General features: G+C 38.1%; 12 protein-coding genes and 1 pseudogene. 10 read left to right on the forward strand and 3 right to left on the reverse strand.

The window, feature by feature from the left end; genetic code table 11:
- The 4 genes from G0028_RS04260 to ftn all read left to right on the forward strand — a co-directional run bounded on the left by G0028_RS04260 (position 1) and on the right by ftn (position 6,649).
- Positions 1 to 1,008, forward strand: a complete 1,008-nt coding sequence (locus G0028_RS04260) for a cell division protein ZipA C-terminal FtsZ-binding domain-containing protein (RefSeq protein WP_180045916.1) — start codon at positions 1 to 3, stop codon at positions 1,006 to 1,008.
- A 251-nt stretch (positions 1,009 to 1,259) separates the two neighbouring features.
- On the forward strand, positions 1,260 to 3,284 hold the full coding sequence (ligA, locus tag G0028_RS04265) for an NAD-dependent DNA ligase LigA (RefSeq protein WP_174493197.1): 2,025 nt from the start codon (positions 1,260 to 1,262) through the stop codon (positions 3,282 to 3,284).
- A gap of 349 nt (positions 3,285 to 3,633) precedes the next feature.
- Positions 3,634 to 5,760, forward strand: coding sequence for a TonB-dependent receptor (locus tag G0028_RS04270; RefSeq protein ID WP_257222229.1), 2,127 nt, complete (start codon positions 3,634 to 3,636; stop codon positions 5,758 to 5,760).
- Between the two features lie 424 nt (positions 5,761 to 6,184).
- Positions 6,185 to 6,649 carry a heteropolymeric bacterioferritin subunit Ftn gene (gene ftn, locus G0028_RS04275; RefSeq protein ID WP_130073967.1) on the forward strand — a complete coding sequence of 155 codons (465 nt, stop codon included), beginning with the start codon at positions 6,185 to 6,187 and terminating at the stop codon, positions 6,647 to 6,649.
- A gap of 63 nt (positions 6,650 to 6,712) precedes the next feature.
- On the opposite strand, the gene G0028_RS04280 is transcribed toward ftn, so the two are convergent.
- Positions 6,713 to 7,111 (reverse strand): hypothetical protein, encoded by a 399-nt coding sequence (locus G0028_RS04280; RefSeq protein ID WP_180045914.1) that lies wholly within the window; start codon positions 7,109 to 7,111, stop codon positions 6,713 to 6,715.
- Between the two features lie 5 nt (positions 7,112 to 7,116).
- Positions 7,117 to 7,683: a peroxiredoxin gene (locus G0028_RS04285; RefSeq protein WP_180045912.1), complete on the reverse strand. Its 567-nt coding sequence runs from the start codon at positions 7,681 to 7,683 to the stop codon at positions 7,117 to 7,119.
- A gap of 62 nt (positions 7,684 to 7,745) precedes the next feature.
- On the opposite strand from G0028_RS04285, the pseudogene G0028_RS04290 reads away from it, so the two are divergent.
- Positions 7,746 to 7,980, forward strand: a pseudogene (locus G0028_RS04290) (DUF6176 family protein); the annotation flags it as partial.
- Positions 7,981 to 7,991: 11 nt separating this feature from the next.
- Here the strand turns inward: G0028_RS04290 and G0028_RS04295 are convergent.
- Positions 7,992 to 8,324 carry a hypothetical protein gene (locus G0028_RS04295; RefSeq protein WP_180045910.1) on the reverse strand — a complete coding sequence of 111 codons (333 nt, stop codon included), beginning with the start codon at positions 8,322 to 8,324 and terminating at the stop codon, positions 7,992 to 7,994.
- Between the two features lie 77 nt (positions 8,325 to 8,401).
- Here G0028_RS04295 and G0028_RS04300 point away from each other — a divergent pair, with 77 nt between their 5' ends.
- The 5 genes from G0028_RS04300 (at position 8,402) to bioD (ending at position 13,142) form a co-directional block, all read left to right on the forward strand.
- Positions 8,402 to 9,121, forward strand: a complete 720-nt coding sequence (locus G0028_RS04300; protein WP_180045908.1) for a hydrolase — start codon at positions 8,402 to 8,404, stop codon at positions 9,119 to 9,121.
- Between the two features lie 101 nt (positions 9,122 to 9,222).
- Positions 9,223 to 10,539 carry an adenosylmethionine--8-amino-7-oxononanoate transaminase gene (bioA, locus tag G0028_RS04305; protein WP_180045906.1) on the forward strand — a complete coding sequence of 439 codons (1,317 nt, stop codon included), beginning with the start codon at positions 9,223 to 9,225 and terminating at the stop codon, positions 10,537 to 10,539.
- Complete coding sequence (locus G0028_RS04310) at positions 10,536 to 11,693, forward strand: 8-amino-7-oxononanoate synthase (protein ID WP_180045904.1); 1,158 nt, start codon at positions 10,536 to 10,538, stop codon at positions 11,691 to 11,693. The genes bioA and G0028_RS04310 overlap by 4 nt, the downstream gene beginning before the upstream one ends.
- Before the next feature lie 19 nt (positions 11,694 to 11,712).
- The gene (gene bioC / locus G0028_RS04315) at positions 11,713 to 12,501 is read left to right on the forward strand and encodes a malonyl-ACP O-methyltransferase BioC (RefSeq protein WP_180045930.1); all 789 of its coding nucleotides are present in this window, start codon (positions 11,713 to 11,715) and stop codon (positions 12,499 to 12,501) included.
- Entirely contained in the window at positions 12,498 to 13,142 is a 645-nt protein-coding gene (gene bioD / locus G0028_RS04320; RefSeq protein WP_180045902.1) for a dethiobiotin synthase, read from the forward strand. Before bioC ends, bioD begins: the two co-directional genes overlap by 4 nt.
- Positions 13,143 to 13,173: the final 31 nt, after the last annotated feature.

The following is a 13,173-nucleotide window of genomic DNA, read 5'->3' on the forward strand; positions in this document are numbered from 1 at the left end:
ATGGAAATCACCACAATCGTTGGGATTGTTGTTGCAGTCATTATTATTCTTATTGGTTTAAGAATGGTTTTACGCAAATCAGATGATGCAGCACCTTCTTTAGAATCTGAGTTACACATTAACTCAGAAAGTAATCAGCCTGTTATTCCACGTCATGTTCGTGATCAACTCCAAGCCGATAGTTCCAAAGAAGTAGTACGTGTAGAGCCTGATTTAAATCCTTTAGAGAAGACACAGGTCACAGAAGAAGCAAATGTTGAACACAAAACAAATGCTGTTAGCACTGAAGTTGCGCCTGAGTCGGTAGAAAATAAAGACGCGATCGCTGAAAAAGTGGTTGAAACAGCAAATGTTGCAAAAGTTGATGAACTTGAACAGTCAGCAGCTGAAACCGCAACACATGTAGAGCCTGAGCAAAAAGATGCCATTGCTGGTGCAAAAGAAGAAAAACCTGTAGATGAATTTAGCTTAAATCCCAATATTGAAACGGCTGAAATCAAAGAATTTGATGAAGAAAGCAGTATTTTGGATGTGCATTTGCATGAACAACAACGTTTTGATGATGAAAGTACGCTAGCCAATGCGCAAAGTATTATTGCACTGAATGTTTATCCAAATCCACGTAAAGCATTGTCAGGCGATAAAACCTTAAAAGTGTTGCTGAAATATGGTTTACGTTATGGTGAATTGTCTTGTTTCCATCGTTATGAAAATATCGATGAGCCAAGCCCACTCATGTTCTCTGTATTACGTTTGACGGATGAAGGTCCTGTTGGTTTTGATTTAGAAACGCTGTCAACTGAGCAAGTGAAAGGTTTAGCATTTTTCCTCGCTTTACCACATAGCAACGTACAAAAAGGCTTTGACACCATGGCAAGTATTGCAGGTTTGATTGCACGTGAAGTGGATGGTACGGTCTATGATGAAAATAATTTGGAGTTTACGCCACAATTAAAAGAGCATTGGCGTCATAAAGCGATTGATTATCGCTCTGAACAAGAAGCTTAAAGAAAAGACTCAATTGAAGCATAACCCCGTGATCAAGATCACGGGGTTATTTTTATGCATGCCGATTTAAATGTTTTGATGGGAAAATATAAAAAACTCAAATAGCGCATACCATCTATTGAAAGATAAGTACGACAATTTTTGTCGTAAAGCACAAAGCATTGACTTATATCCTGCCACAAAATTCCTTTATAATTGCCATCAAACTTCATTAGGGCGGACTTTTCGCCTATTTATAGGGTGAAAACAATATGGATAACACTGCCGTCATTTCTCAAATGCGTCAATTGATTCAAATTTTGGCAACACATAATCATGCCTATTATGTGATGGATCAACCGAGCATTGCTGATAGTGAATATGATCAACTCTTTCACCAATTAAAAGCGTTGGAAGAGCAGTATCCTGACCTTGTTCAAGCAGATACCCCGACCCATAAAGTAGGCGGCAAGGCATTGTCTAAATTTGAAAGCATTACCCATACAGTACCGATGCTATCTTTGGGCAATGTCTTTGATAAAGAAGAATTATTTTCTTTTGCAAAACGTGTGGAAGAGCGCTTACCGAATCAAAAAATTGAATATGATGTCGAACTGAAATTTGACGGTTTGGCGATTTCACTGTGGTATGAAGATGGCGTCTTGGTTCGTGGTGTCACTCGTGGGGATGGTGAAACAGGTGAGGTCATTACCCAAAATGTGAAAACCATTCGCAACTTACCGAAAGTGCTTTCATCAGACAAAGTTGCAATACCGCGCTTACTCGAAGTGCGTGGTGAAGTGTTGATGCCGAAAGCAGGTTTTGAAAAACTCAATGCGGAAAATGAAGCCAAAGGTGAAAAAACTTTTGCTAATCCACGTAATGCGGCAGCAGGAAGTTTACGCCAACTTGACCCAAATATTGCAGCCGCACGTCCTTTGGCATTTTATGCGTATGGCATTGCACAATGTGAACCGCATCATGGCTTAGAAAAAATGTCAGAAAGTTTGGAATGGCTGACCAATTTTGGTTTTGCCATTGGTGAACAGCATTTTGTTTGTAGCAGTATTCAAGAAGTTCAAGAAAAATACGAACAAATCAATCAACAACGTCCAAATCTATCTGTTGAAATCGATGGTATGGTAGTCAAAGTTGACTCACTAAAACAGCAACAACAACTGGGTTTTTTAAGTCGTGAACCCCGTTGGGCAACGGCTTATAAATTCCCTGCGGTGGCAGCGCTGACTACTGTTGATCAAATTGATTGGCAAGTTGGGCGTACGGGCACGCTCACTCCTGTAGCACGTTTAAATCCTGTGGCAGTGGGTGGTGTAACCGTATCGAATGTGACTTTACATAATATTGGCGAAATTCATCGTTTAGATGTGCGGGTTGGCGACACGGTCAGTGTTTATCGTAGTGGTGATGTGATTCCAAAGGTCGAAAAAGTTTGGTTAGAATTCCGTCCAAATGATGTGGTTGAAGTACATTTACCTGAAAATTGTCCTGTCTGTGCTTCACCTGTGGTCATGCCTGAAGGCGAGGCTTTGGCACGTTGTTCAGGTGGTTTGTATTGTGCAGCACAGCGTATTGAAGCGATTCGCCACTTTGTTTCACGTAAAGCTATGGATATTGAAGGTTTGGGCGAGCGTTGGGTGGAGTCTTTATTGCATCTGAACCTATTGAATGATGTTGCAGATATTTACCATTTACATGAACACCGTGAAAAGTTGCTTAGCATTGAAAAAATGGGTGAGAAATCTGTTCAAAATTTATTTGATGCGATTGAAAATAGTAAGAAAACCACATTATTTGCATTTATTTATGCTTTAGGGATTCGTGGTGTTGGGGAAAATACGTCAAGAATGTTGGCACAGACATTCCAAACGTTTGAAGCTTTACGTCAAGCGGATGTAGATGCATTGAAGAAAACCCCTGATGTGGGTGATATTACTGCGGAATGGATCGCAGATTTCTTCCAAGCACCACATAATCTTGAGGTGATTGATCGTTTATTGGCAGCAGGCATTCATTGGGATGCACCAACAGCACCAACCCGTCAGCCGTTAAATGGCGAAAGTTGGGTGATTACGGGAACATTGGCAACCATGGGACGTGATGATGCAACGCAAATGCTACAAGCTTTAGGTGCACGCGTCAGTGGGAGTGTTTCGAGTAAAACTAAATGTGTGGTTGCGGGTGAAAAAGCAGGTTCTAAGTTAGAAAAAGCACAAAAAGCGGGTGTACCCGTGATGAATGAGCAAGAATTTTTAGCATTTATTCAACAATATCAATAAGTTTTGAGTGATATGATGGAGAGTTTAGGCTCTCCTTTTATATGCGCAAATAAAAATAAATCATTTTATGCAGTCTTTCGCTTTTTAATGTTCAGAGGTTGAATATTAAATCTGTAGGGGACGATAGACGTCATTGAAATTTAATCATTCGGTTGAATTTTCAATCACTCTTACAATATAAATGAGAATGGTATTTATTATTGTTTATTTGAATGAAAACTTAAATTAGGATTAATTTTTACAATTATTAAACAAACTGATTATGAATATAATAATAATTCTCATTATCAATGGTGTGTTTATTTCTATGTTTTCAAAAAAAATATTAGTCAGTTCGATTGGACTTGCCATGCTTACCAGCACTTTTAGCGCAAGTGTATCAGCAGAAGATGAAGTGACCACATTACCTGAGGTGGTGTTACAAGCACAAAAACAAAAAAATAATGAGACTTTTGCCAATGGCCAACTCAAACAACAGACCCATTTAGGTCCATTAGGAAATAAAAAAATTATTGATACGCCATTTAGCCTTACTTCATACAGCGAACAACTGATTGAAGAACAACAAGCATCAACCATTGGGGATGTTCTAAAAAATGATCCAGGTATCCGTATTACCAGTAACCAAGGGCATTTAAACGAAAACTTTAAAATCCGTGGTTTTGATTTAAACCATGAAGATATGTCCTTTAACGGTCTGTTTGGAATGGCACCTTATGGTCGTGTGCCCACTGAGTTCTTAGACAGTGTAACGGTGTTGAAAGGCCCAAATGCCTTGGTTTCAGGAGTCGCACCGACAGGTAGTGTTGGCGGCGTAGTGATTGCGAAATCTAAACGTGCTGACAAAGAAGTTACGCAAGTGTCGGGCGCTTTTGAAGATGAAGGGTTTTACACATCAGGTTTTGATATTTCACGCCGTTTGGGTGAAAACCAAGAGTTTGGCATACGGGTAAATGGTACTTATGGTCAGGGTGAACATACGATTGATGGAATGGATGATCGTCACATTTCAGGTGCAATTGCTGCGGACTATACCACAGACAAAGTCAAAATTAACTTTGACTCCTATGCTGTGCGGGATGACCGAAAAGGGGGCTCACCTGCCATGATCTCCATGCAAAAACTTGACCATGTTGTTAAAGCACCCGCAGGAGACTCTAATTACTTTCCACACTTAAAAGGGTATACAGAAAGTAATTTTGTGGGGTTATCTGGGGAGTATAAATTTACTCCAGATCTAAAAGCTTTTGCCGGCGTGGGTTATATTGAAAAACAATATGCAGGGCATTTGTTTGGTACACGTATGATTTTGCAAAATGCGCAAGGTGATGCAACTTCACAATATTATCGTGTTGGCTCACAAGAGCAAAATACTTCAGCCAATGCAGGTTTTGAGGCAAAATTCGAAACAGGTTCAATCAAACATACTTTAGGTTTAAGAGCAGATTATTTAAACCGTAAATTTGATCAGCATAAAGGACAAGGTGCAACGGCTGTACCATTTAATACCAATATTTATCAGCCATCGAATGAAGGTCATATGCCTTTGCTAAGACCTGAAATTGCACCAATGGGGGATAATCACTATGTGAGTTATACTTTAACTGATCAGCTCTCAATGTTAGATGACCGTTTACAACTGATTTTAGGTGCACGTTATCAAGAGATTGACACGAAAAACTTACAGAAACATACCGCCTATAGTGAAGACAAACTTTCACCTAGCCTAGGCATTGTGGTGAAACCTTTTGGTAAAAATCTATCTCTATACGCAAGTTATGTGGAAGGATTATCAGAAGGGTCAACTGTTGATAGTACATTAAGCAATGATGCTAATGCAGGTGTGACATTTGCACCATTTCAAACGAAGCAATATGAAGTGGGTGCAAAATATCAATCAGGTAAGTGGTTGAATACTTTAGCTCTGTATCAAATTGAAAAGCCAAGTACCATGGTGATGCCGTATTCAAGTGCAACCAATAAGGACATTAATCAGATCACAACGGATGATGCTGAAACGCGTTCACGTGGTGTCGAGTGGGCGATTTCAGGTGAAGTTGTCCACGGTTTAAATCTATTGGCTAATGTCGCCTATAACGATGCTGAATTAACCAAAGCAGGTATTAGCAAAGGGGTAACGAACCAAGGCAATAGCGTCTTTGGTGTGCCTGAATGGACTGCATCACTTGGTTTAGACTATGCCATTCCGTTTATTGATGGTTTAAATGTCAACACACGTGTCAATTATGTAGGTAAGCAATATATGAATAATGCCAATACCTTAGAACTTCCTGATTTTACCATTGTGGATGTCGGTGCACGTTATAAGACAAAATTGGGCGGTGTAGATACGACTTTCCTCGTAAATGTTGACAATGTCTCAGATCAGAAATACTGGGAAGGCATGTTTAATGAAAATTATGCTTTGGTGGGTGGTGCTCGTACCTATAAAGCAGGGATAACTTTTGACTTTTAAATGAAAAATTTAAACTTTACTACGACATATCTGGTCTAGCATAAATTGCACGACAGCCCATTTTTCATATTGAGAAATGGGTTTTATTTTTTATTAAATGCACAGCATAAAATACAACCATGCTAAACCTGTTTATAACATCTTAATCAACGAAAGATGAATATTCTCACTGGTCACTGTGCAAATCAGTGCTATTGCGAATCGTTACAAATTTTAAAATTGAATTATTGGCTCAAATTTATCATTTTTTTATTTATGAAAATGTTGCAAAGGCTTATTTTTTATCTAAAAAAATTATGAATGTGACTGTAAATGCGTATGTTTCTCATTTTAATTTTATAAAAATCATAAACTTACACATTTTATCTTTTGCATTGTAAGAGAAACTTGTCCATAATGTGGCAAAAGGTATGGAGTAATTGAAATGCGTGGCAATCCAGAAGTTATAGACTATCTAAATATGTTGATCGGTGGTGAACTGGCTGCACGTGATCAATATTTAATTCATTCCCGTATGTATGAAGATTGGGGCTTAAGTAAAATCTTTGAACGGATCGATCATGAAAGCCAAGAAGAAGGCGCACATGCCGATGCGTTAATCCGCCGTGTTTTGTTCCTTGAAGGCACACCAAACATGAACCGTGATGAGATTGAAGTTGGTACGGATGTTGTAACCTGTTTAAAAGCTGATTTAGCACTTGAATATCATGTACGTGAAAAATTAGCGCAAGGCGTAAAATTGTGTGAAGAAAAGGGCGATTATGTCACTCGTGATATGCTTCGTCAGCAAATGTCCGACACCGAAGAAGACCATACTTATTGGCTAGAAAAACAAATGCGTCTAATTCAGTTAATTGGTTTACCAAACTATATTCAATCGCAAATGTGAGTTAAATCTGCGTATTTAATGAATTAATATTAAAAGCCTTTATATGAATGTATAAGGGCTTTTTTATTCACCATTTTGAACTGTAAACTGTTTGGTTTGTATATTGAAAATATATTGCTCACCAAATTCTTTGGTAATTAAAATTTCAGAATCAGAAATCTGTTGTAAATTTTCAATCCACCACATATTCGGTGGATCACGATAATATTCATCATATTGATTGTTGAATGTATTGTAGCTGTATGATTTAAAAGGCTCATTCAAATAATAGAGGATAAAACCACAACCTGCGGATATACACCAATTTTCATTGTGATCAATGATTGCAACTTCAGGATTGCCATAAAAATCACCGATGATGATGTCATAAGGAGAATGAGGATTTTTCGGTGTTATTAAATAGACGGTCTCATGTGCGTTTATGATCTTATAATTTTCTGAAATTGCTAATAAGTTATCCATTCTAATTATTTCTGAGCAAACTTTTGAATATCCGCTAAAACTTGCCCTGCATGCGTTTGGGTATTTACACTACTATAGTAATAAGTCACAATACCTTGCGGATCAATTAAAAAAGTTTCTCTTTTCGCTATTTTAACAATTCCAAGATTACGTACAATACCTAGTTCATTAGCAAGTTGATGATTTTCATCGGCTAAAATTGGAAAGTTTAAGCCTAATTTTTCAGAGAATTTTTGATGCGATTGCACATCATCTAAACTTACCCCTAAAACCACGGCATTATTTCTAATAAATTGCGGATATAGAGATTTGAATTCATTAGCTTCTTGGGTACAACCAGGCGAGTTATCCTTCGGATAAAAATACAGTACCACCCATTTGCCTTTATATTGTTTAAGTTCGTGCCATTTAGCATTTTGATCTTGTAGCTTAAATGCAGGCGCAGGTTTCCCAACCCATTGTTTTTGTTCAGTTGATGAAAAGATAGAACTTTGTGCATAGGTTTGGCTATGGATTGTAAAAATGGACAAGCTTGCGAGTATGGTGATTGCAACATATTGAGCAGTTTTCATTATGCCTGTCCTAAAAGAAGCCGAATTTTGATCTTAGCAAAATTATATGTTTATCTCAGTAAAAAAATGAAGCCATTGAAACCTTAAAAGCAGAAGGGGTTTTTGGTTGAGTCGTGGTTTCATGTGGAATTAGAAGGTCAGAATTATTTGATTGCTGATATGCGTGCTGAAGATATTGCCAAAGCACAGCACATTGGACGTGAAAGTCAGTTTGCCATTGATGCGATGCATGAAGCTTTTAAACAAAATTGGGAAAGAGGTTATAAAGCAACTTTGTTGGTCGATTTGGAAAGGTAGTCAAAATAATATTATCCAATATAAATGGTAATTCCATCTCTTAATGCAAAAATCTCAGATATTTTTTTTATTAATAGATCTAATCGTGTTTTAAAGTAATCAGTTTCCATTTGGGTGAGTTGAATAAGGTTTAGATTATTGATTAATAAAATTAATTCGTCCAAGATTTCATCTTTATCCTCATTCGTAATAAAAACACCTGTTTGAAATAGAGGAATCCATTCTAAATTCAAGACTTTCGCAAGAGGTTGCCAAGCATCAGTAAAAAATGATTCAGTTGAAATGGGGATTGATCTTTCTTCTAATTCATTGATTGGATTGTGAATAATTAAAGCGATAGTCATTTAGATTTTGTGATGATGATTGTCCTTGAATTTTAAGCATGGTCTAATGAAGTATCAATATTATTTTGGCTGTTAAATTGAACCAACGAATTCTACTCATTACAGGCTGGGGCGGTGGTACTAAACTGCTCAATTCACTTCAACAGGCTTTAGAAAATAAAGGTCATGCAGTTGAATTAATTAATATTTTTAATGCTTTAGATCAGTATGTTTTGCAACAGCATGTCGAAAAAGCCAAAGATTTTGATGTGATCATGGGCTGGTCTTTGGGTGGGCAACTGGCCACTTTATTGGTTGATCAGATTGATCAACAATATGATGAACAAAAAGTGCTGATCACTTTAGCCTCTAATCCTTGCTTTGTAGAAAATGAACAATGGCACACGGCAATGCCACAAACGACATTTCAAAGCTTTAAGCAGTCTTTTGAACACAATGCAATTGCGACTTTAAAAAAATTTGGTTTTATGGTCTGTCAGGGTGTAGAAACTGCCAAAGCAGATTTCATCATGTTGCAAAGTTTGCTTCAAGCACAAAAAATCGAATTGCTTGAAGCGGGTTTAAAACTTTTGGAACAATTAAATCTTGTCAGTATCCTGAAAAATTATACAGGAAAGCAATATCATTTACTCGCAAAGCAAGATTACTTAGTTAGTTACAAAGTCTGCGAAAATCTGCAAAAATTAGATGCGAAGTTTTTAAAAGCAGAGCTGATTAATGGCTCTCACGGCTGTCCTGTATTTCATTATGAAGATATAACTGACAAAATCTGCCAATATTTACAAAAAATAGAATAATTTGCAGGATGACTGGCAAAAATCGCAATTTCAATTTAAACCGCACAGGTTTAAGATCTGTAAATTAGATTTTTGTTGTACCGAATGGAATGGAGTTTAGGATGACCGATGTATTGGCTAATTCATTGAGTGAATTAACAGATCAACAGTTTGATCTACAACATCTTTGGCATCCTTATACATCCATGACGAACCCATTGCCGACCTTTAAAGTCAAAAGGGCACAAGGTGCGATCATTGAACTGGAAGATGGACGTCAGTTGATTGATGGTATGTCGTCTTGGTGGTGTGCCATTCATGGTTATAACCATCCTGAACTCAATCGAGCCGTGACGGATCAACTGCAAAATATGTCGCATATTATGTTCGGTGGTTTTACCCATGATCCTGCGATTCAACTTGGAAAATTACTATTAAAAATCACCCCACCCAGTCTGGATAAAATTTTCTATGCAGACTCGGGCTCAGTTGCAGTCGAAGTGGCTTTAAAAATGGCGGTACAGTATTGGACTGCTTTGGGTCATTCTGCAAAAACCAACTTTGTCACACCACGTTCGGGCTATCATGGCGATACATGGAATGCGATGTCCGTGTGTGATCCTGTCACAGGGATGCATCAGATTTTTGGTTCAAGTTTACCCAATCGAACCTTTGTTCCTGCGCCACAAGTTGGCTTTTATGATGAATGGGATCAAACTGATATTGCCGAACTCGAAAAAACGTTGGCAGAACAGCATGAAAATATTGCAGGATTGATTCTTGAGCCGATTGTGCAAGGTGCAGGGGGAATGCGCTTTTACCATCCTGAATATTTACGTCAAGCCAAGTTACTGTGTGAAAAATACAATATCCTGCTGATTTTTGATGAAATTGCCACAGGTTTCGGACGTACAGGCAAGCTCTTTGCATGGGAGTGGGCGGGCATTGAGCCTGATATTATGTGCATCGGCAAAGGTCTGACAGGCGGTTATATGACCTTGTCGGTAACACTTACAACCCAAAAAATTGCTGAAACCATCAGTCAGGGTGAGGCAGGTGTGTTTATGCATGGTCCAACTTTTATGGCAAATCCGCTTGCCTGTGCGGTTGCAGCCAAAAGTACCGAACTGCTGATTTCACAAGATTGGCAAAGCAATATTCAACGCATTCAACAGCAACTCAGTATACATTTACAACCACTTGCGCAGCTTGATGATGTGAAAGATATACGTGTACTTGGCGCAATTGGTGTAGTAGAACTCAGCTTTAATGTGGATATGAAAACCTTACAACAGGAGTTTGTGCGCCGTGGCATTTGGATTCGCCCATTTGGAAAACTGGTTTATGTGATGCCACCTTATGTTATTTCCGAAGTTGAATTAACAACTTTATTAGAACAATTGGTCGAAGTGGTGCAAAACATGGAGCAACCGCAATGAGTCTGCTCGATCATTTTTCAACGCAATTGGATGTTTTAAAGCAACAAGGCGATCTACGACAGTTCACATCCAATATTCAGCAAGATCGTTACATCATCATTCATGATCAAAAGATGTTGAATTTAGCTTCAAATGACTATTTGGGTTTAGGATCCAACATTCATCTACGTGAACAGTTTTTTGATGAAACCCCAAATACAGCACGTTGGATGAGCTCATCTTCTTCACGTTTATTGACAGGAAATTTCTCTGAATATGAACAGCTCGAAGCGAGTTTAAGTCAGGCATTTCATGGTCGCTCTGCGCTGTTATTTAACAGTGGTTATCACATGAATATTGGGATTTTACCTGCGCTTGCGGACAGTAAAACTTTGATTCTTGCTGATAAACTGATTCATGCCAGTATGATTGATGGCATCCGTTTATCGACTGCGAAATATGTGCGTTATCGTCATAATGACTTGATACATTTAACTCAGCTTTTACAGAAATATCATGCAGATGATGCATTTGAACGGATCATCATTGTCACCGAATCCATTTTTAGTATGGATGGAGATGAAACCGATTTGGCGGAATTGGTGCGGATTAAAAAGCAATTTTCAAAGGTGATGCTCTATGTCGATGAAGCACATGCCATTGGTGTGCGTGGCGAGCACGGTTTAGGCTGTGCTGAACAATATGGCGTCATGGGTGAGATTGACCTTTTGGTTGGAACATTCGGCAAGGCAATGGCGTCGATTGGCGGTTATCTGATTTGTCATCAAGTTATTCGGGATTATCTGATTAATTCGATGCGTCCGCTGATTTTTAGTACTGCACAACCACCGATTTGTATGGCATGGACAGATTTTATATTTAAAAAAGTCCTGCATTTAAATGCGGAGCGTCAGCATTTACAACAGCTTAGTCAATATTTACAGCAAGCTGTTCAAGCCAAAGGTTTTGATTGTCCTTCGACCTCGCATATTGTGCCTGTGATTATTGGTGAATCTACAAAAACTGTGGGGAAAGCTAAAGCTTTACAAAATGCAGGCTTTTATATTATGCCTGTACGCCCACCGACTGTGCCACAAAACAGTTCCCGTTTGCGTATTTCATTGACCGCACAAATTCAGCAGACTGATCTCCATCAGTTGATAGATTTATTGTAAATAGCATGTGATGAATAACGTGAATCATTTAAAAATAGATAAATCACAAGTGGCACGCCGTTTTGCACAGGCAGGGCAAAGTTATGTTGAACATGCCATTGTACAAAAGAAGATTGCACAGCATTTATTTGATTTAATTGGACAATATTGTCCTGAATTGTTTGGTGGATATTTGGCAGAGGTGTTTGAAATCGGTTGTGGCTCAGGCAATTTAAGTCATTTATTGCTTAAAAATATGCAGATTGATCATTTGATTTTAAATGACCTGTATCCTGAAATTCAGCAACATTTTCAAACCTATTCTAAAATCGACTATCTCATAGGTGATATTGAACAGCTTGAATTTCCACAGCATTTAGACTTAATTACCTCAAGTTCAGCCTTGCAATGGGTGCAAAATTTGGCGGCTATCTTACAAAAAACATTCCATAGTTTAAATACAGAAAGCTATTTTTGTTTTTCCACATTTGGACAGCAAAACCTACAGGAAATAAAAGCTTTAACAGGACAAGGTTTGGATTATTTAAGTCTTGAACATCTTCAGGATAAATTACAGAACAATGGTTTTGAAATATTACATCTTTCTGAGCAGATCACCGCTTTAAATTTTCAGCATCCCAAACAAGTTTTACAGCATTTAAAAGCCACAGGAGTGACTGCAACGGCTTCCAATTTTCGTTGGACAAAGCAAAGTTTGCAGAACTTTTATCAGGATTATCAACAATTTTTATTCAGTGATGAATCAGGTCAAATGCTATATCCCTTAACCTATCATCCGATTTATTGTATTGCACGGAGAATGCCATGACAGGTTCAGTTTACTTTATCAGTGGAATCGACACAGGCATTGGCAAAACCTATACCACTGGCTATTTGGCGAAGCTTTGGAATGAACAAGGCAAGAAAACCATCACGCAAAAACTCATCCAAACGGGCAATGTATACATTTCGGAAGATATTGAACAGCATCGTCAGATTATGGGCATGGGCTGGTTTCCTGAAGATGAAAGCAAGCTGACTATGCCTGAAATTTTTACTTATCCTGCATCGCCACATTTAGCGACCAAACTAGATGGTCGTGAGATTGATTTTCAGAAAATTGAAAATGCCACAGCACAACTTGCAGAAAAATATGAAATTGTCTTGCTCGAAGGTGCAGGTGGTTTGATGGTACCACTCACCACAGATTTACTGACGATCGATTATGTCGCTGCAAAAAAACTGCCTGTGATTTTGGTCACTTCAGGGCGTTTGGGGAGTATTAATCATACCATTTTAAGTCTAGAAGCACTCAAAAGTCGTGGTTTAGAGCTGTATGCCTTGGCCTATAATTTAAATGATCAATCGCAAGATGAACTGATTTCCAAAGATACTGCCGACTATTTAAAAAATTATCTGGCAAAACATTTTCCTCACTGTCAGTGGGTTGAGATTCCTGTATTAGAATAATGTATTCAATATGATGAAAATGGTTGATATA

The sequence above is a fragment of the Acinetobacter piscicola genome (assembly GCF_015218165.1).
In the GTDB taxonomy this organism is placed as follows: Bacteria; Pseudomonadota; Gammaproteobacteria; order Pseudomonadales; family Moraxellaceae; genus Acinetobacter; species Acinetobacter piscicola_A.

What these genes read in the sequence shown, in the direction of transcription:
- G0028_RS04260 (WP_180045916.1), top strand. Translation starts at nt 1, where the DNA reads ATGGAAATCACCACAATCGTTGGGATTGTTGTTGCAGTCATTATTATT.
- ligA (WP_174493197.1), top strand. Translation starts at nt 1,260, where the DNA reads ATGGATAACACTGCCGTCATTTCTCAAATGCGTCAATTGATTCAAATT.
- G0028_RS04270 (WP_257222229.1), top strand. Translation starts at nt 3,634, where the DNA reads ATGCTTACCAGCACTTTTAGCGCAAGTGTATCAGCAGAAGATGAAGTG.
- ftn (WP_130073967.1), top strand. Translation starts at nt 6,185, where the DNA reads ATGCGTGGCAATCCAGAAGTTATAGACTATCTAAATATGTTGATCGGT.
- G0028_RS04280 (WP_180045914.1), bottom strand. Translation starts at nt 7,111, where the DNA reads ATGGATAACTTATTAGCAATTTCAGAAAATTATAAGATCATAAACGCA.
- G0028_RS04285 (WP_180045912.1), bottom strand. Translation starts at nt 7,683, where the DNA reads ATGAAAACTGCTCAATATGTTGCAATCACCATACTCGCAAGCTTGTCC.
- G0028_RS04295 (WP_180045910.1), bottom strand. Translation starts at nt 8,324, where the DNA reads ATGACTATCGCTTTAATTATTCACAATCCAATCAATGAATTAGAAGAA.
- bioA (WP_180045906.1), top strand. Translation starts at nt 9,223, where the DNA reads ATGACCGATGTATTGGCTAATTCATTGAGTGAATTAACAGATCAACAG.
- G0028_RS04310 (WP_180045904.1), top strand. Translation starts at nt 10,536, where the DNA reads ATGAGTCTGCTCGATCATTTTTCAACGCAATTGGATGTTTTAAAGCAA.
- bioD (WP_180045902.1), top strand. Translation starts at nt 12,498, where the DNA reads ATGACAGGTTCAGTTTACTTTATCAGTGGAATCGACACAGGCATTGGC.